The sequence below is a fragment of the Pseudomonas azadiae genome (assembly GCF_019145355.1).
Classification (GTDB): Bacteria; Pseudomonadota; Gammaproteobacteria; order Pseudomonadales; family Pseudomonadaceae; genus Aquipseudomonas; species Aquipseudomonas azadiae.
The window spans coordinates 1,799,880-1,818,814 of the sequence record NZ_JAHSTY010000001.1 but is presented as its reverse complement, the minus strand read 5'-3'; the positions used below and the strand labels follow the sequence as shown (position 1 = coordinate 1,818,814).

Here is an 18,935-nt window from a genome sequence, read left to right as displayed (position 1 = left end):
CCTGCGATAGCGGTAGTGAATTCACCACCGCCATCGCAGGCAAGCCAGCTCCCACAGTGGGTTTTGTGCATGTCTTTCAATCATTGTGCTGAATCTTTCTTCAACAAACGCCAGCCACAGGACTAGGGTAGACGTCAGGTTGCATAACAATAAGAACGCAGGATGCAGCAATGACCGCCATGACACGCTGCCTGGACCGTCCTGGATTCATGCCTCGGCTGTCCGCCCACCATCTGCTGCGCCCGCGCTTGGCCGAGCCGTTGCTGGCGGCGCCGGTGCGGGTCAAATTGCTGTGCGCGCCTGGCGGCAGCGGCAAGAGTGCGCTGCTGGCCGAATGCGCATTGCAGGTGCCGGCGGGCTGCCAGGTGTACTGGTTGCCGCTCAATGGCGTTGCCCTGGGCCCGAGCGATTTTTGTCGGCGCCTGGCGCAGAACCTCGGCCTGCCGTTCACCGATGAAGCGACGCTGCTGCTGGACCTGGCTCGCTGGCAGGCCCCGGCGTGGTTGTTCGTCGATGACTTCTGCCGCTTGCCCACACCCGAAACCGACGCATTGCTCGACCGCCTGCTTACCGTCAGCAGCCCGGCCTTGACCTGGTGGCTCGGCGCGCGGCGTCGGCCCCTGTGCAATTGGCCCCGGTTGCTGCTCGACGACGAACTGCTGGAGTGCGGCGCCGACCTGGCGTTCAACCCTGCCGAGATCCAGCAACTGCTTATTCATTCGCCAGGACAGTCCGTCGACAGCGTCATGCAGTTCAGTGCCGGCTGGTGCGCCGGTGTGCGTATCGCATTGCTGGGGGAAGGCCATCCGGAAAAAACCTTGCTCGATTATTTGCAACACGAGCTGTTCAACACCTTGGCGCCCGAACTGGCCGAAGCCTGGCGCGTGCTGGCTCATTTGCCGCGTTTTAACCCGGGGTTATGCGAGCACCTGTTCGGCGCCGGCGACGGTGGCCAATACCTGCGCGATCTGCAGGCCCTCGGCGCGTTTATCCAGCCTTGGGAAGACACCGACTGGCTGCAGGTTTTCCCTCCGCTTGCGCAATTGCTGCGCGATGAACCCTGGCCGGCCAAGCGCTCCTGGCATCGCCGTGCCTGCCAATGGTTCACCGCCGAACAGGACTGGCAAGCCGCGTTTGAACAGGCGCTGCTGGCCGAAGAATACGAAGTGGCGGTCAGCCTGTTGCAGCACTTCAGTTTCGAAGACCTGTTCCGCCAGCAGAACGCCGTGCTGCTGTTGCGTCTGCATCAAGAGCATGGCGATGAATTGATGCTCGGTTCGGCGCAACTGGTGGGGCTGGTGACAGCGGCGTTACTGTTTGCCGGGCGTTTCGAGCAGGCCGCGCAGTGTATCGATCAGCTTGCACGGTTCGCGCCGCAACCGACGGCGGCGCAACAACGCTACCTGCTGGCGCGGTGGCAGGCGCAGTGGGGTTGGCTGTTGCATCTGGACGGCGATGCCGAGCGTTCGCGCGAACATTTTATCGAAGCGCTGCACGCCTTGCCCGACAGCGCCTGGACGTCGCGGTTGATGTGCTTGTCGGGGCTCACTCAACAAGCCTTGCTGCGCGGTGAACTGGACGTAGCCCAGACCCTCAACCGCGAGGCGTTGTGCCTGGCCCGCGCCCACGGCTCGTTGCTGCTCGAAGCCTTGCTCGAGCTGGATCATGCGCAATTGCTGGAACAGCGCGGCGCCCCCTATCGCGCCCAGAGCCTGCTGGAAAACGTGCAGGCGATGCTGCTCAAACAGCAACTCACGGCCGGGCCATTGGTGGGGCGTATCGCGCTGCGGCGCGGGCATCTGGCGTTGCGCCAGGGACAGGACAGCCTGGCCGCCGAATGTTTCGAGACCGGCTTGAAAATGTGCCTGCACAGCCAGGACAAGCGCGTGCTCTACGGGTTTCTCGGCCTGGCGCTGTTGGCCGCCAACCGTGGCGATTACGCCGAAGCGTTTGTGCAATTGCGCGAGGCCGAACGGCTGATGCAGCAACGTCAGGTGCCCGACACGGTGTACCGCGCGGTGCTGCTGCTGGTCAGCGGGCACTTCTGGTTGCAGCAGGGCCGCGCCGAATTGACCGCGCAAGCGATGCGCCGCGTCCTTCGCCATTTTCGCGGGCCCCAGGCCAAGCAAGCGCCGCCGGCCACCCTGGAGCTGATCCCGCGTCTGGAGTACCTGCTGGTGCTGGCGGAGGTGAAATTGGGCTGTGCCGAGCAGCCGCTGGCGCGGCTCAACGCCCTGCTGGAAACCACGCGTCAACGCGGCATGCTCTGCCTGGAAACCGAACTGCACCTGGTGCTGGGCGAGGTCGCCTGGCATGTCGGCGACCCCATCCTGGCGCGCCGCTCGCTGCAAACCGGGCTGGCGCTGGCGGCGCGTTGCCAGGTGCAGCAGGCGATCCGCGAACTGCGGCTGCGTTCGCCCGCGCTGTTGAGCGAGCTGGGCATGGAACCGGCGGTATCGACTTCGGGCGCATTGGACAATCCTCTCAGCCAGCGCGAGTTGGAAGTGCTGCAGTTAATCGCCCTCGGCAACTCCAACCTGGAAATTGCCGATCGCCTGTTCATCTCTTTGCACACCGTCAAGACCCATGCGCGGCGCATCCACAGCAAGTTAGGGGTGGAGCGGCGTACGCAAGCAGTGGCCAAGGCGAAAACCCTGGGGTTGATGACCTAGGCGCAGAACGCCTGGCGGTATTCACCGGGCGTGGCGCCCATGGTTTGGCGGAAGCGACGGGCAAAGTGGCTGGCGCTGGAAAAACCGCACATCAAGGCAATCTCTCCCAGGGCCAGGGGGCCGCCGCGCAGCAGGGCCTGCGCACGGGCCAGCCGTCGCGCCAGCAGGTATTGATGGGGCGGCAGGCCGAAGCTCTGGCGGAACATCCGCGCGAAATGGTATTCCGACAACGCGCACAGTCCGGCCAGTTGGCCCAGGCTGATCGGCTCTTCCACATGCTGGTCGATGTACTCCACCAACAATCGCCGTTGATGCGCCGCCAACCCGCCCTTGAGGCGCAGCCCGTCGCGGGCGCCCACCTGGCTGAGCAGGGTGTGGCTGAGCAGTTCATGGGCCAGGCTGCTGGTCAGCAAGCGCTCGGCGGGTTCGTGCCAGTTCAGCGCGATCAACTGGTGAAAGCGCCGAGCCTGGCCGGCGTCTTCCAGAAAAGTGCTCTCGCGCAGGTGCAGCGTGCGCGGTTCGCGGTCGAGGAGGGTGACGCAGCCCAGGGCGAACTGCTCCGGGCTGAAATACACGTGGGCCAGGCGGATCTCGCCGTTGATCACCCAGGCCGACTGATGCTCGGCAGGCAGGATGCACAGTTTGTCGGGCCCGCCCTTGGTGCCCGGCTGGTCACGCCGAAAGGTGCCGGTGCCGCCGCCGATGTAGCAGGACAAGGTGTGATGGCTGGGTGCCTGGTAATCCTGTGCGTCGTGTTGGTTGCTCCACAACGCTGCGGACACGCCGTCACCGAGCTCGGCGCAGGCTTCCAGGCGTGCGTTGGGCGAGCGATTAAGGGCTTGGAAAACGTGCAGTGATTGCAGATCAGGCATGGTTCGTTTCTCCGACGCCTTGCATCCTACTCCCCGCGGTTGGCGCTGTGATCCCGTCGCCCGACAAAAGCGCAAGAATGTGCAAGAACGCAACACGGCTCAGGCACGACACTGTGGCTCAATCGACGGAGCCCGCTATGAACCTTTCCCTGTATTTACTCACCGTGCTGATCTGGGGCACCACCTGGATCGCCCTTAAATGGCAACTGGGCGTGGTGGCGATTCCTGTGTCGATCGTGTATCGCTTCGGCCTGGCGGCGCTGGTGCTGTTTGCGTTGTTGCTGCTCAGTCGCAAGTTGCAGGTGATGAACCGACGCGGGCACCTGATTTGCGTGGCCCAGGGGCTGTGCCTGTTTTGCGTGAACTTCATGTGCTTTCTCACGGCCAGCCAGTGGATCCCCAGCGGTCTGGTGGCGGTGGTGTTTTCCACGGCGACGCTGTGGAACGCACTGAACGCCCGAGTGTTCTTCGGCCAGCGCGTGGCGCGCAATGTATTGATGGGTGGCGGACTGGGGTTGATGGGATTGGGCCTGTTGTTCTGGCCGGAACTGGTGGGGCACACCACCAGTCCGCAGACCTTGCTGGGCCTGGGCCTGGCCTTGTTGGGGACGATGTGTTTCTCGGCGGGCAATATGCTGTCGAGCTTGCAGCAGAAGGCGGGGCTCAGGCCTCTGACCACCAATGCCTGGGGCATGGCGTATGGCGCCTTGATGCTTGCAACCTACTGCGCGGTGCGTGGGATCCCGTTCGAGATGGACTGGAGCGCGCGGTATGTCGGCGCGTTGTGGTACTTGGTGATCCCGGGGTCGGTGATCGGGTTTACCGCTTACCTGACCCTGGTAGGGCGGATGGGGCCGGAGCGGGCGGCGTATTGCACGGTGCTGTTTCCGGTGGTGGCGTTGAATGTGTCGGCGTTTGTCGAGGGCTATCAGTGGACGGCACCGGCGTTGATGGGGTTGGTGTTGGTGATGGCGGGGAATGTGTTGGTGTTTCGAAAACCGAAGGTTGCGAGCCCAACCTTCAAGACGAAACCGGTCTGAAAATGTGGGAGCTGGCTTGCCTGCGATGGCGGTGTATCAGTCAGCTTACCTTTAACTGACCCACCGCCATCGCAGGCAAGCCAGCTCCCACAGGGGATTGGTCGTGTTCGCAATTTCCGTGCATGGCACGAAAAAGTGAAGAATCCGGCGGCTGGCACGGCGCTTTCGCAGGCAAGCCAGCTCCCACATTGGACCGAGTTGTTCGGGCTATTTGAGGCCAAGGCGCTTGGCCATGCGGCCGAGGTTGGCGCGGTCCAGGCCCAGTTCGCGGGCGGCGCTGGCCCAGTTGTGCTGGTGGCGTTCCAGGCAGGCGTTGATCACGTGGCGTTGATAGTGCTCGGTGGCCTGGCGCAGGTCGCCGGTGACAATGGGCACAACCTCAGTCTGTTCTTCAACCAACGGCGCGCTGACAGGGGGCAGGTCGAGGTCCTGGGCGCTCAGGCTGAGAATCTTCGGACGCTCGCGACAGTTGCCCAGGGCTTTAAGCGCGCTGCGTCCGATCAAATGTTCCAGCTCGCGCACATTGCCTGGCCAGTTATAGGCAAGCAGCGCCGCCTGGGCATCGCTGGTCAGGCGCAGGCTGCCCAGGCCCATGCGTGAGCGGTTCTGTTCAAGGAAGAAACCGGCCAGCAGCAACACGTCGCGCCCGCGTTCGCGCAGCGCCGGGACTTGCAGCGGGTACACGCTCAGGCGGTGGTAGAAGTCGGCGCGGTAGCGACCCTGGCGGACCTCGTCGGCCAGGTCGCGGTTGGTGGCCGCGATCAGGCGTACGTCCACCCGGTGCTCCTTGTCCGACCCCAGGCGCTGCAACTGGCCGCTTTGCAACACCCGCAGCAGCTTGGCCTGCACCGTCAGCGACAGTTCGCCGACTTCATCCAGGAACAACGTGCCGCCATTGGCCAGTTCGAACTTGCCGCGGCGCTCGTTCAATGCACCGGTAAAGGCGCCGCGTACATGGCCGAACAGCTCGCTTTCCACCAGGGTTTCCGGCAGGGCGGCGCAGTTGAGGCTGATCAGCGGTTTGTCCGCGCGGGTTGAGGCGGCATGAATGGCCTGGGCCACCAGTTCCTTGCCCACGCCGGTTTCGCCAGTGATCAGTACGGTCAGGTCGCTGCCGCCCACCAGCTTGATTTCCTCGACCAGGCGCTTGTGCGTCTTGCTCTGGCCGATCATTTCCGTGTGCTGCTGGCCGCTGGCCTGGCGGTAGATCTCGGCGCGCTGGTGCGCGTCTTCGGCGCGCAACGCCAGGCGCTCGATGCGTTCGGCGACGTTGACGGTGGCGGCGGCGAGGCTGGCGAAGGCTTGCAGGGCGTCCAGCTCTACGCGTTCGAAGCGTTCGGTGTCGAGCGCATCCAGGGTCAGCAGGCCCCAGGGCTGGTCGTCGACGAACAGCGGGCAGCCCATGCAGTCGTGTACTTCCAGGTGCCCGTGCAGGCCGTCGACCAGGCCGTCGTAGGGGTCAGGCAATTCGCTGTCGCTGTCAAAACGCGTGGGGCCGGGGCTGCCCAGCAGCACGGCGAAACGCGGGTGTTCGCTGATCTTGAAGCGTCGGCCGAGGGTGTCGGCGCTCAAACCATCCACGGCCAGCGGCACCAGCCATTCGCCGTCCAGCCGCAACAGCGCGGCGGCATCGCAAGGGAGCAGGGCGCGCATGGCTTGCAGCAGGCGGCGATAACGCTCGCCTTCGGGCAGTTCGCGGGACAGGTCGGCGACCAGCGGCAGGAGGGTGGTGAGCAACGGTTGCGCAGTCATAATGACTCCTTGTAGTCCTTATGACTATAAAGCGTAGGAAGTCATACTGACTACGTATTATTTAACGCATTGAAATTTAACGCTTTATAAGTTGGCACGAATACTGAGTGCATCAGGGGCATCAGTGAAGAAGCCCAGGAGGCTCCCATGCTAAGTGCCCAAGACCGTGCCATCGTCAAATCCACCGTGCCCTTGCTGGAAAGCGGCGGTGAAGCGTTGATCACCCATTTCTACCGCATGATGCTGTCCGAGTACCCCGAGGTTCGCCCGCTGTTCAACCAGGCCCACCAGGCCAGCGGCGACCAGCCGCGTGCCTTGGCCAACGGTGTGTTGATGTACGCGCGGCATATCGACCAGTTGGATCAACTGGGCGACCTGGTGGCCAAGATCATCAACAAACACGTGGCCCTGCAGATCCTGCCGGAGCATTACCCGATCGTCGGGGCCTGCCTGCTGCGCGCGATCTCTGAAGTGCTGGGCAGCGAGATCGCGACCTCCGAGGTGATGACGGCCTGGGGCAATGCGTATGGGCAACTGGCGGACATCCTGATCGGTGCCGAAGCCGCGATCTATGAAGAGAAAGCCCAGGCCCCTGGCGGCTGGCGCGGTGCGCGGGCGTTTACCGTGGTCAACCGTGTGGAGGAGAGCGCCGAGATTACTTCGTTCTATTTCGCCCCGGCCGACAACGGGGCGATTCTTGCTGCGGCGCCGGGCCAATACATCGGCATGAGGCTGGTGCTCGACGGTGAAGAAGTGCGCCGCAACTATTCGCTGTCGGCGTTGAGCGATGCCGGCCAGTACCGCATCAGCGTCAAGCGCGAGGCCGGCGGGCGGGTCTCCAACTACCTGCATGATCAGTTGCAAGTCGGGGCGACGATTGACCTGTTTCCGCCGTCGGGCGAGTTCACCCTGGCGCCGGGCGACAAACCGCTGGTGCTGATCAGCGGCGGTGTGGGCATCACGCCCACCTTGCCGATGCTCGAAGCCGCGCTGGCCACCCAGCGCCCAGTGCACTTTATCCACTGTGCGCGTAACGGCGCCGTGCACGCGTTCCGTGACTGGGTGGATGCGTTGGCGGCCAAGCATCCGCAGCTCCAGCGCTTCTACTGCTATGCCGAAGATGACGGCGTGAGTCCGGCGGCGGATAAAGTCGGCCTGCTGAGCCAGGAGCAACTGGCCGCCTGGTTGCCCGAGCAGCGCGATATCGATGCTTACTTCCTGGGGCCTAAAGGCTTCATGGCGGCGGTCAAGCGCCACCTCAAGGCGCTGGGCGTACCCGAGAAACAAAGTCGCTACGAGTTCTTCGGCCCGGCGGCGGCGCTGGAGTAGAGTTTCAGCCCGAATACCGAGTCGGCATCATCGCGGGCAAGCCCGGCTCCCACATTGGATTGCGGTCTAATGTGGGAGCCGGGCTTGCCCGCGATGGCGTCCGCCCGGCCACACCATTGCTCCCGATTAATCCCCCGTTAACCCCCCTCTGTTTAAACCACTCCCTGTGTGTAAACTTGCGGCCATTGGCACAACCAAACAAAGGGAACCGGAGATGAGTGACGAATTGCGTTTAGGCAGGGAGCGGCGCTTTCTGGTGTTGCTGGGCATCATCTGCCTGGCGCTGATCGGCGGTGCGCTGTACATGCAGGTGGTGCTGGGCGAGGCGCCGTGCCCGCTGTGCATCCTGCAACGCTACGCCTTGCTGTTGATCGCGATCTTCGCGTTCATTGGCGCGGGCATGCGCAGCAAAGGCGCTGTCACCGTGTTTGAAGGGCTGGTGATACTCAGCGCCCTCGGTGGTGTGGCGGCAGCCGGTCACCATGTGTACACCCAGTTTTTCCCCCAGGTCAGCTGCGGCGTCGATGTGCTGCAACCTATCGTCGACGACTTGCCCCTGGCCAAGGTGTTTCCCCTGGGCTTCCAGGTCGATGGCTTCTGCAGCACCCCGTACCCACCGGTGCTGGGCCTGTCATTGGCACAGTGGGCGCTCGTGGCGTTCGTGCTGACCGTGATCCTAGTGCCCCTGGGCATCTATCGAAATCGCCAGCGCAACGCTTGACGCGGATTCGCGCAAACGCCCCGGTCCTTCGTAAAAGAAGGCCGGGGCGTTTTTGCTTGCAGGGATTTGTGAACAGAACGTGACGCCGGGCAATTTCAGGTGCGCGCAGTGTGCGACATGTTGTCACACGGAAGCTGGCGCAGGACGTTTCTGAGCGCCCGGCCAAGCCTTTGGATTTGCATCCAACGCCCAAGATGTGCTGTCAGTTTATAGTCCTTTAGATCCCGCGAACCTCGCGCCGCATCAGGGATTTCGTGATGTCCCAATGCCTTGATTTATGGGGGCTTGCATCGGTTTGGCAAGCCCTTACGCAGGGTAAGGGGTGCGACGTCCTGCCCTATAACTCGGCAATTTTTGTGGTTTTTGTTGAGAATCCAACGCGATAAGATCGCGAACCTTTGCAATATTGGTGAAGGATTATTGCTGTAATCGATAAAAATTATTTCTTTATCAGACATGGTTTATAGATCGCCAGCTAACTACAATCGCCCGCACTGAATGTCCGGTGCCGTTCAATCTTTGAGCACTGGAGCGGTCGAGGGGCAGATGGATGGCTCTGTGCGACCCCAAGGTTCCGGCAGCCTTCCAACTATCCGCACCAAATGGAATTGGTCTGTAACAAGGCCTTTGACCACGAAATCGAATAAGAACTCACCGCAGGTCCGTGAAACGTTCCTTTATGACGTGATGGGCAGGCTCTTATTCAATCGAAGAGAAATGCCAACCCTTGGCAGGGTGAAGTGTTGGCGATCAAAACCCAACTGCATTGCGCAAGCTGCTTTAGAGGTCGTGAGATGAGTAAAAACAGGTACCCCCGATTACTAGGCTTTTTGCCGCTGCTTGGCATGATGTTAATGCTGGGAGGCTGCAAGTGGACCTTGCTCGACCCAAAAGGACAGGTCGGTCTGGATGAACGAAACCTGATCATCACCGCCACCCTGCTGATGCTGCTGGTCGTGGTGCCTGTGATCATCATGACCTTCGCCTTCGCCTGGAAATACCGCGCGTCGAACACCAGCGCCACCTACGCGCCGAAGTGGTCGCACTCCACCAAGATCGAAATCGCGGTGTGGCTGGTCCCGATCCTCATCATCATTGCCCTGGGTTATGTGACCTACAAGTCCACCCACGCACTGGACCCGTACCGTCCGCTGGAATCCGACGTCAAGCCGATCAACATCGAAGTGGTCGCGCTGGACTGGAAGTGGCTGTTCATCTACCCGGACCTGGGTATCGCCACGGTGAACCAGATCCGGTTCCCGGAGCACACCCCGCTGAACTTCAAGATCACCTCCGACGCTGTGATGAACTCGTTCTTCATCCCGGCCCTGGGCGGCCAGATCTACGCGATGGCAGGCATGCAGACCAAGCTGCACCTGATCGCCAACCAGAAAGCTGAAATGGAAGGCATCTCCGCCAACTACAGCGGCGCTGGCTTCACCGGCATGAAATTCAAAGCGATCTCGACGAGCCAGGAAGATTTCGACGCCTGGGTAGCCGAAGTCAAGGCCGCACCTAAACAGCTTGATCAAGCTGAATACGACGCCCTGACCAAACCAAGCCAGAACAACCCTGTCGCGCTGTACTCCGCGTTTGAGCCGAACCTGTTTCAGAAAATCGTCGACAAGTACGAAGGTATGAAGCCAGGCAAGCCGGTCAAGCACGAGAAGAAAGAAGTGGCCGCGGTTGAAGGTTCTGACACGGGCGCGCATTCAACTGCTGGGGCAGAGGAGTAAACGATGTTTGGTAAATTAAGTTGGGATGCGGTCCCGTTCCACGAGCCGATTGTGATGATTACCATCGCCATGATCGCGCTGGGTGGTCTGGCACTGTTTGCAGCAATCACTTATTTCAAGAAGTGGACCTACCTGTGGACCGAGTGGCTGACGTCGGTCGACCACAAGAAAATCGGCGTCATGTACGTCATCGTGGCCATGGTCATGCTGCTGCGCGGTTTTGCCGACGCGATCATGATGCGTACCCAGTTGGCCATGGCCACCGAGGGTTCGCCTGGCTACCTGCCGCCTGAACACTATGACCAGATCTTCACCGCCCACGGTGTGATCATGATCATCTTCATGGCGATGCCTTTCTTCACCGGCCTGATGAACCTTGCCTTGCCGCTGCAGATCGGTGCGCGTGACGTTGCCTACCCGTTCCTGAACTCCCTGAGCTTCTGGCTGCTGGTCTCCGGCGTGGTGCTGATCAACGTGTCCCTGGGCGTCGGCGAATTCGCCAAGACCGGTTGGGTTGCGTATCCGCCATTGTCGGGCCTGCAATACAGCCCTGGCGTGGGTGTGGACTACTACATCTGGGCGCTACAGTTATCAGGACTCGGGACGACATTGACGGGGGTCAACTTCCTGGCCACCGTGCTGAAAATGCGCGCCCCTGGCATGAAACTGATGGACATGCCGATCTTCACCTGGACCTGCACCTGGGCAAACGTCCTGATCGTGGCTTCGTTCCCGATCCTGGCCGCCACCATGGCGCTGCTGTCGCTTGACCGTTACCTGGATTTCCACATTTTCACCAATGAACTTGGTGGCAATCCGATGATGTACGTGAACCTGTTCTGGGCATGGGGTCACCCTGAGGTGTACATCCTGATCCTGCCAGCGTTCGGTATCTTCTCCGAAGTGATCTCGACCTTTACCGGCAAGCGCCTGTTCGGTCACCACTCGATGGTTTACGCATCGGGCGCGATCTCGGTACTGGGCTTCATGGTGTGGCTGCACCACTTCTTCACCATGGGTTCGGGGGCCAGCGTCAACGCCTTCTTCGGCCTGGCGACGATGCTGATTTCCATCCCGACGGGGGTGAAGCTGTTCAACTGGCTGTTCACCATCTACCACGGTCGTCTGCGCATGACCAGCCAGGTCCTGTGGACCCTGGGCTTCATGGTGACCTTCGCCATCGGCGGCATGACCGGCGTACTGCTGGCCATCCCGGGTGCTGACTTCGTACTGCACAACAGCCTGTTCGTGATCGCTCACTTCCACAACGTGATCATCGGCGGCGCGGTATTCGGTTACATCGCTGGTTTCAGCTTCTACTTCCCGAAAGCGTTCGGCTTCAAGCTGCACGAAGGCTGGGGCAAGGCTGCATTCTGGTTCTGGATCTCGGGCTTCTTCGTCGCGTTCATGCCGCTCTATGCACTGGGCTTCATGGGCATGACCCGTCGTCTGAACGCCACCACCAACCCTGAGTGGGTGCCGTACCTGTACGTCGCCATGTTCGGTGCGGTGATGATCGCTGTGGGCATTGCCTGCCAGTTGATCCAGCTGTATGTCAGTGTGCGTGACCGCAAGCAGAACCTGTGCGAGTCGGGCGATCCATGGAACGGCCACACCCTGGAATGGTCGACCTCCTCGCCTCCGCCGTTCTACAACTTCGCCGTGATTCCTACCGCGAACACCATCGATGCGTTCACCGAAGCCAAGGAAGACGGTACTGCGTACCAGAAGCCCAAGCACTACGAGCCGATCCACATGCCAAACAACACCGCCACTGGCGTGGTGATGGGTGCGCTGTTGACCGTGTTCGGTTTCGCGATGATCTGGCACATCTGGTGGCTGGCAATCGTGGGCCTGGTGGGCACCATCGGCTACTTCATTGTCCACGCTGCACGTGATGATCAAGGCTACATGGTGCCGGTCGAAACGATCGAGCGCATCGAAGCCGAGCAGCACGCTCGCCTGGTCGCCGAGAAGAAAATCCCGGCCAACCGTGTAGAAACCTCGTTGGAACAGGCTTAAACCATGTCGAACTTAGTGACCAATGCTGGACACGCCCATGTCGATGACCATGGGCACGATGACCATCACCACGACTCGGGGCCAATAACCGTCTTCGGTTTCTGGCTCTACCTGATGACCGACTGCATCTTGTTCGCGTCGATCTTCGCGGTGTACGCGGTACTGGTAAACAACGTAGCGGGTGGCCCGTCGGGCCACGACATCTTCGAACTGCCTTACGTGCTCGGCGAAACCGCCTTGCTGTTGTTCAGTTCGATCACCTACGGCTTCGCCATGTTGGCCTTCTACAAGGGCAACAAGAAAGGCGTGCTGACCTGGCTGGGCCTGACCTTCCTGTTCGGCCTGGGCTTTATCGGCATGGAGATCAACGAGTTCCACCTGCTGATCTCCGAAGGCTACGGCCCGCACCGCAGCGGTTTCCTGTCGGCGTTCTTCACGCTGGTGGGCACCCACGGTCTGCACGTGACCGCAGGTTTGCTGTGGATGGCGGTGATGATCTACCAGGTCAATAAGCACGGCCTGACCAACACCAACAAGACTCGCCTGAGCTGCCTGAGCCTGTTCTGGCACTTCCTGGACGTGGTCTGGATCTGCGTATTCACCGTCGTCTACTTGATGGGGACTCTGTAATGGCTAATGCACACTCCCATGACAGCCACGATTCAAGCCACGGCAGCGTAAAGTCTTACGCTATCGGCTTTATCCTGTCGGTCATCCTGACCCTGATCCCGTTCGGCCTGGTGATGTACCCAACCTTGCCGAAGTCGATCACCTTGATGATCGTGTTGGCGTTCGCAGTGATCCAGGTACTGGTTCACCTGGTGTACTTCCTGCACCTGGATCGTTCCAAGGAGCAGCGCGAGAACGTGATTGCGTTCGTGTTCGCAGGCCTGGTGATTGTTCTGCTGGTTGGTCTGTCGCTGTGGATCATGTTCAGCATCCACACCTACATGATGGCGAAGTGAGGTAAAACCCGATGTCGCTTAAGCACTTTATCCAAATCACCAAACCGGGGATCATTTTCGGTAACGTGCTTTCTGTGGCGGGCGGTTTCTTCCTGGCCTCCAAGGGACATGTCGATCTGGCCATCTTCCTGGCAGCAATGATCGGCACGTCCCTGGTGGTAGCTTCCGGATGCGTGTTCAACAACTGCATCGACCGTGACATCGACATCAAGATGGAACGCACCAAGAATCGCGTGCTGGTCCAGGGCCTTATCTCCCTGAAGCTGGCGCTGATCTTCGCGACCGTCCTGGGTGTTGCCGGTGTAGTGCTGTTGTACAAGGTGGCCAACCCGCTGGCGGCGCTGTTTGCCGTGATCGGCTTTGTCATCTACGTCGGCCTCTACAGCCTCTACCTCAAGCGCAAGTCGGTGCACGGCACGCTGGTGGGCAGTCTGTCGGGGGCGATGCCGCCGGTGATTGGTTATGTGGCTGTAACCAATAGCTTCGACATGGCCGCGCTGGTGCTGCTGGTGATGTTCAGCCTGTGGCAGATGCCGCATTCCTACGCCATCGCGATTTTTCGCTTCAATGACTACCTGGCTGCTTCGATTCCGGTCCTGCCGGTAAAACGCGGTATTCAGGTCGCCAAGAAACACATCCTGCTCTACATCCTGGCCTTCCTCGTGGCGACCTTGATGTTGACCTTCAGTGGCTACGCCGGCATGAGCTACCTCGCCGTGGCCGCGGCCATGGGCATGTACTGGTTGTACATGGCCTGGACCGGCTACAAGGCGGTGGATGACACCGTCTGGGCGCGCAAGCTGTTCGTGTTCTCGATCTTCACCATCACCGCGCTCAGCGTGATGATGTCCCTGGATTTCCAAGTGCCGAAAGAGCTGTTGCTGACCTCCGCTCACTGACCGCCGCTCACTGAAGAGTCCCGCAGTGAAAAAGCCCCGCCTTCGAAAGAAGCGCGGGGCTTTTTCTTGGGCGCAGGTTTAAATTCGCAGGCGCCTTTCTCGTCATACCTCCCTGTACGAGCTGTGCGAATCCATCACCTGCCTACAACAAGGAGTTGTCACATGGTCAGCGTTAGTCGTCGGACCCTTCTCGCCGTGGGCGCTGCCCTGCCATTGCTGGGGCGCCTGGATTGGGCGGTTGCGGCGCCGCCGCCGGCCAAGTCCGACAAGGTGCGGCTCAACTACAACGAGAGCCCCTACGGCCCCTCCAGCGCTGCGCGCGAGGCGATGCAGCAGGGCATCGCGACGTCCGGACGCTATCCTTACGGCCATATGTATGCGTTGGCCGCGCTGTTCGCCCAGCAGCAGGGCATAGCCGAAGAGCAGGTGGCGGTGTTCGCAGGCTCCATGGCCGCCTTGCGCTATGCGGTGCTGGCCTTTACCAGCGAGACCCGCGGCCTGGTCATGGCCACGCCGTCCTACGAAGTGCCACGCCAGGCCGCCGCATCCAACAAAGCACCGGTGAAGGAAGTCAGCCTGAACGCCGACCACGCCCACGACATCCCCGCCATGCTCGCCGCCGATTCCCAGCCCGGCATGCTCTACCTGTGCAACCCCAACAACCCCACCGGCACCGTCACGCCCGTCGACGCTATCCGTCAGGCGCTGGCGGACAAACCCAAGGGCAGCGTGTTGGTGGTGGACGAGGCTTATATCGACTTCGCCGACGTACCCAGCGTTGTCAGTTGGGTCAAGGACCACGACGACCTGCTGGTGCTGCGCACCTTTTCGAAAATCTACGGCATGGCCGGCGCTCGCCTGGGCCTGGCCATCGGTCACCCGGCGCTGCTGGAGCGGCTCGCGGTGTTTGGCGGTGACAACGTGCCGGCGGGCGCAAGTCTGCTCGGCGGCCTTGCCAGCCTGGAAGATGTGAAGCTGCTGCCCCAGCGCAAGGCGCTCAATCACCAACTGCGCGATGAGACGGTGACATGGTTGAAAGGCCGTGGCTTTACCTGCACGGCGTCCCAGGCCAATTGCTTCATGATCGACGTGCAACAGCCGGCCGAACAGGTAATCGAGCGCCTCGCGGCGAACGGCGTGCTGATTGGACGTGTATGGAAAGACTGGCCGCAGTGGGTGCGGGTGACGGTGGGGAGCAAACGGGAGATGGCGCGTTTTCGCGAGGTGTTTGCGGCGCAAGTCAAAAGGGTCGATTCAGCCAATACAAACTAATGTGGGAGCTGGCTTGCCTGCGATAGCATCACCTCGGTAACACTGTTACACCGAGGTGTCTGCATCGCAGGCAAGCCAGCTCCCACATGGGGCCTGGCAGAGTTACTGCTAATGGGTTACTGCTGCGCGATGCTATACCCCTCAAACGCCGTCTGCTGTTGCAACGCCGTGATCACGCTCTTGCGGCTCAGCGGCTGCTCGGTGCCGGCGTTATCCACAAAGCTTTCAACCTCCAGTTCCGCTTCGTCCCCTTCACCCACAAAGCTGAAACCCAGGAACTCGAACGCCTCGCGGTCCACGTTCAGCTTTGAGCGCGGCGTGCGCAGCGGCAGGGTGACGCTGGTGCCGTCCTTGCTGATCACAAACACTTCGGCTTCTTTCTTGGGCCGTGACGCCTTGCTCTTGCCGGCGCTCGGGTTGCTGATGGCCTGGTGGCTCTGGTTCAGCACTTTCAATGCCAGGCCGTAGACCAATTCCTGGAACTCGGGGTCGTCCTTGAAGCTGGACAGGATGCGGCTGATGGAGAACTGGCTGCTGAGGTTTTCCAGGGCGGCGTTGTCGGCGGCCTCGGCGTCTTTGAGTTGCTTGAGCTGGCCCATCAGGTCGTAGGCGGTGTCGTCGTCGAAGGCATCGTGGGCCTGGCGGATCGCCACGCGCAGCTCACGGATCTGGTCGCTTTCCTTGGAGGTGTGGAATGCGTCCAGCACCATCTCGCTGATGATCTTGGCGGCAGGCACATGCTGTGAAAGATTGATGGCGTTTTCGTATTCGGCTTTGGCGCGCAAGGCGACTACGGATTCTTCAGGGGTGTAGGAATCGGACATTGAAATTTCACTACTTCAGTAAACGAGGACAAAAAAGCGTCGGGCATTTTCAGGGGGGAGGGGGATCAGGTCAAGGCAGTAAGAAATAGTCGCCCCTAAACATACTTTGAGGGGGCAGGAGTCACTTGTAGTGAGCGGGCTTGCCCCGCGCTGGGTGGCGAAGCCGCCCCAAACCCGACGACCTAGTCCTATCTGAAGCTCGGCGGTGACTTTTATTGGGGCGGCTTCGCCACCCAGCGCGGGACAAGCCCGCTCACTACAGGGAGATTTGTCAGGCGCAGGCATTGGCGACTAGACCAACTGCTTCAGGCACGTCTCAAGAATATCCAGCCCTTCCTCCAATACCGCAGGCTCTATCGTCAGGGGGGCCAGCAAGCGGATGATATGCCGAGCCTTGCCGCTGGGCATCAGCAGCAGACCGGCGTCCCGCGCCAGGCTGAGCAATTGGGCCAGTTGGTTCGGCGCGGGGGTGCCGTCGGCGTTGGCCAGCTCGATGCCACGCATCGCGCCGACGCCCGTCAGGCGCCCGAGGTAGGGCGTGAGGCCTTGGGCCCGCCAGGTTTCATAACGGCTGACAGTGACTTCCTCCTGGTGTGAGCCCCAGGCTTTCAAGTGTTCATCGGTCATTGCATCCAGCGTGGCCAATGCCGCCGCACAGGCGATGGGGTTGCCGGAATAGGTGCCACCCAAGCCCCCTTTGGGCAGGTTGTCCATCAGCGCCTTGCGCCCAACGACTGCACCCAGCGGCATGCCACCGGCGATGCTTTTACCCAGCAGGATCAAGTCCGGTTCGATCCCCAGGCGCGAGAAGGCAAAGCGCTGGCCGGTACGGCCGAAGCCCGACTGGATCTCATCGGCAATCAACAGGATATTTTTCTCATCACAAAAGCGCCGCAGGGCCTGGGCGAATTCGCGGTCCAATGCCAGGAACCCTGCTTCGCCCTGCACCGGCTCAATGATGAAACAGGCCACATCGTTGACGTCGATTTCCACGCTGAACAGGCGGTCCATGGCTTTCAGCGCCTCGGCGCAGCTCACGTCGTTATCAGCGCTGGGGTAGGGCAGGTGATACACAGGGCCGGGTAGTACGCCGACCTTTTGCTTGTAGGGCGCAACCTTGCCGTTGAGGTTGAGCGTGGCCAGGGTGCGGCCGTGGAAGGCGCCGTCAAACGCAATCACCGCCGTGCGACCGGTGGCGCCGCGTGCGATTTTCAGCGCGTTTTCCGCGGCCTCTGCGCCGCTGTTGGTCAGCATGCCGCTGACCGGGTAGCTCACCGGGACGAACGCGGTCAGACGGTCCATCAGCTCAATGTAGGGCGCATGTGGGGCAGCGTTGAACGCGTAGTGCGTCAGCCGAGTGGCCTGTTCACGAATCGCCTCCACCACGCCGGGGTGGCAATGGCCGAGGTTGAGCACACCGATGCCGCCTACAAAGTCGATATAGCGTTTGCCCGAGGTGTCCCAGACCTCGGCGTTTTTGCCGTGGCTGAGGCTGATGGGGTGAACGATGGAAATCGACTGGCTGATGGTTTCGCGGCTCATGAATCGGCGACTCGGCAGTGGCGGGCGTGTTTTTATCTAAGCCGGGCGCCTGCCCCTGCCGCAAACGAAATAAAGTCGCCGGGTCATTCCAAATCGGAAGGAGCTCTTGCCTAAAGGTCGTTTGCGGCTCAAATGAACGCGCCGCCGGTTCGATAACAGCAAGGCGTTATTCCGACACGCCATCCTTCCCCGCCGCTTTGGCGCGATACAACGCCTGATCGGCACGCGCCATCAGGTCGGCGGGGGATTCATGCATTCGGCGTTCAGCCACGCCCAGGCTCACGGTAATCTTGATACCGCCCGTGTGCGGGCGGTGGCTTAATGTCTGGCGGATGCTCTGCGCCAGTGCCTTTGCGGCCTCCAGGGAAGTCTCGGGCAGGACCAGCATGAATTCATCGCCGCCCCACCTGGCCAAGAGGTCACCCGGGCGAACGCAGCTTTCCAGGCACTCTGCCAACTGAACCAGCGTCTGGTCACCCACTCCATGGCCGTGCTGGTCATTGATCGGCTTGAAGTCATCGACATCCATCGCAATCAGGGTCAGCGCCAGGCGAAAGCGCTGCGCGCGGACGCATTCTTCCAACAGTACTTTTTCCAGGCGGTAGCGGTTGGCGACCAGGGTCAAGGCATCTCGTTCGGCCAGGGAGCGATTTTCATCAAGTTGCAATTGCAACTGCTGATTGACCCGCGACAGCTCACGGGTGCGTTCGGCTACCAGCGCCTCAAGGGATTGGTTACGTCGCTGCAACTGCTCGACAGAGCATTTTCTCAGATGAATATCGCGGTGGGCGCCCACCATCCGCGCCACCGAGCCGTCAGCATTGCGCGCGATGACGTAACCCCGGTCTTCGATCCACAGGTAGCTGCCATCTTTCTTGCGGCAGCGGTACTCGGCCTGGTAATTGGGGGCGCGACGGTGGATGTAGTCGTCGAACTGCTTCATCACCTGGGGATAATCCTGCGGATGGATCACGCTCTCCCAGGTGAATATGTTGTTTTCCAGCGTATGGCGGTGATAGCCCAGCATTTCGTACCAGCCAGGGTTGCGGTAGACGAACCCGGTATTGGCGTTCCAATCCCAGATCCCGTCACTGACCAGCTCAAGGACGGTGTGCAGCATGTCCGCGTTGAAGTGAGAGAAATCCTGCTTCAGCGGATTTGTGTCGGAGGTATCGTCCATCTGCGCATTCCTTGCGTGGGCAGGCACTCAAGGCCTGCCACTGTTGTCGCCGATACTCCGTGGCTGGGGCTACTGTACATCGGGACTTGGGCGCTTTGAATAGGGCAGA

At 61.0% G+C, this 18,935-nt stretch carries 15 protein-coding genes; 10 read left to right on the top strand and 5 right to left on the bottom strand.

Annotated features, from left to right (window positions below; translation table 11 throughout):
* Positions 1 to 170: 170 nt before the first annotated feature.
* Complete coding sequence (locus KVG91_RS08195; RefSeq protein ID WP_169376133.1) at positions 171 to 2,672, top strand: LuxR C-terminal-related transcriptional regulator; 2,502 nt, start codon at positions 171 to 173, stop codon at positions 2,670 to 2,672.
* Here the strand turns inward: KVG91_RS08195 and KVG91_RS08190 are convergent.
* Positions 2,669 to 3,544, bottom strand: coding sequence for a helix-turn-helix transcriptional regulator (locus KVG91_RS08190; protein ID WP_169376134.1), 876 nt, complete (start codon positions 3,542 to 3,544; stop codon positions 2,669 to 2,671). The two genes, KVG91_RS08195 and KVG91_RS08190, sit on opposite strands and share 4 nt — an antisense overlap.
* Before the next feature lie 137 nt (positions 3,545 to 3,681).
* Here KVG91_RS08190 and KVG91_RS08185 point away from each other — a divergent pair, with 137 nt between their 5' ends.
* Positions 3,682 to 4,584 carry a DMT family transporter gene (locus KVG91_RS08185; RefSeq protein WP_169376135.1) on the top strand — a complete coding sequence of 301 codons (903 nt, stop codon included), beginning with the start codon at positions 3,682 to 3,684 and terminating at the stop codon, positions 4,582 to 4,584.
* A 207-nt stretch (positions 4,585 to 4,791) separates the two neighbouring features.
* Here KVG91_RS08185 and norR read toward each other — a convergent pair whose 3' ends face one another.
* Positions 4,792 to 6,336: a nitric oxide reductase transcriptional regulator NorR gene (gene norR, locus KVG91_RS08180; RefSeq protein ID WP_169376136.1), complete on the bottom strand. Its 1,545-nt coding sequence runs from the start codon at positions 6,334 to 6,336 to the stop codon at positions 4,792 to 4,794.
* A gap of 147 nt (positions 6,337 to 6,483) precedes the next feature.
* Here norR and hmpA point away from each other — a divergent pair, with 147 nt between their 5' ends.
* From hmpA to ptaA, 8 genes are all read left to right on the top strand, one after another.
* A complete protein-coding gene (gene hmpA / locus KVG91_RS08175) occupies positions 6,484 to 7,665 on the top strand; it encodes an NO-inducible flavohemoprotein (RefSeq protein WP_169376137.1) in 1,182 nt (393 codons plus the stop codon).
* A 214-nt stretch (positions 7,666 to 7,879) separates the two neighbouring features.
* The gene (locus tag KVG91_RS08170) at positions 7,880 to 8,386 is read left to right on the top strand and encodes a disulfide bond formation protein B (protein WP_169376138.1); all 507 of its coding nucleotides are present in this window, start codon (positions 7,880 to 7,882) and stop codon (positions 8,384 to 8,386) included.
* Between the two features lie 794 nt (positions 8,387 to 9,180).
* On the top strand, positions 9,181 to 10,122 hold the full coding sequence (gene cyoA / locus KVG91_RS08165) for a ubiquinol oxidase subunit II (RefSeq protein WP_169376139.1): 942 nt from the start codon (positions 9,181 to 9,183) through the stop codon (positions 10,120 to 10,122).
* A gap of 3 nt (positions 10,123 to 10,125) precedes the next feature.
* Positions 10,126 to 12,144 carry a cytochrome o ubiquinol oxidase subunit I gene (cyoB, locus tag KVG91_RS08160; protein ID WP_169376140.1) on the top strand — a complete coding sequence of 673 codons (2,019 nt, stop codon included), beginning with the start codon at positions 10,126 to 10,128 and terminating at the stop codon, positions 12,142 to 12,144.
* A gap of 3 nt (positions 12,145 to 12,147) precedes the next feature.
* Entirely contained in the window at positions 12,148 to 12,774 is a 627-nt protein-coding gene (locus KVG91_RS08155) for a cytochrome o ubiquinol oxidase subunit III (RefSeq protein WP_169376141.1), read from the top strand.
* Positions 12,774 to 13,109 (top strand): cytochrome o ubiquinol oxidase subunit IV, encoded by a 336-nt coding sequence (gene cyoD, locus KVG91_RS08150; RefSeq protein WP_003194051.1) that lies wholly within the window; start codon positions 12,774 to 12,776, stop codon positions 13,107 to 13,109. Before KVG91_RS08155 ends, cyoD begins: the two co-directional genes overlap by 1 nt.
* An 11-nt stretch (positions 13,110 to 13,120) precedes the next feature.
* Positions 13,121 to 14,008, top strand: a complete 888-nt coding sequence (cyoE, locus tag KVG91_RS08145) for a heme o synthase (protein ID WP_076949921.1) — start codon at positions 13,121 to 13,123, stop codon at positions 14,006 to 14,008.
* A 162-nt stretch (positions 14,009 to 14,170) separates the two neighbouring features.
* On the top strand, positions 14,171 to 15,280 hold the full coding sequence (ptaA, locus tag KVG91_RS08140; RefSeq protein ID WP_169376142.1) for a pyoverdine biosynthesis transaminase PtaA: 1,110 nt from the start codon (positions 14,171 to 14,173) through the stop codon (positions 15,278 to 15,280).
* A 116-nt stretch (positions 15,281 to 15,396) separates the two neighbouring features.
* Here ptaA and KVG91_RS08135 read toward each other — a convergent pair whose 3' ends face one another.
* The 3 genes from KVG91_RS08135 to KVG91_RS08125 all read right to left on the bottom strand — a co-directional run bounded on the left by KVG91_RS08135 (position 15,397) and on the right by KVG91_RS08125 (position 18,826).
* Positions 15,397 to 16,104: a hypothetical protein gene (locus KVG91_RS08135; RefSeq protein ID WP_169376143.1), complete on the bottom strand. Its 708-nt coding sequence runs from the start codon at positions 16,102 to 16,104 to the stop codon at positions 15,397 to 15,399.
* Between the two features lie 291 nt (positions 16,105 to 16,395).
* On the bottom strand, positions 16,396 to 17,646 hold the full coding sequence (locus tag KVG91_RS08130) for a 2-aminoadipate transaminase (RefSeq protein ID WP_169376144.1): 1,251 nt from the start codon (positions 17,644 to 17,646) through the stop codon (positions 16,396 to 16,398).
* 166 nt (positions 17,647 to 17,812) lie between these two features.
* Positions 17,813 to 18,826: a diguanylate cyclase domain-containing protein gene (locus KVG91_RS08125; protein ID WP_169376145.1), complete on the bottom strand. Its 1,014-nt coding sequence runs from the start codon at positions 18,824 to 18,826 to the stop codon at positions 17,813 to 17,815.
* Between the last annotated feature and the right edge of the window lie 109 nt (positions 18,827 to 18,935).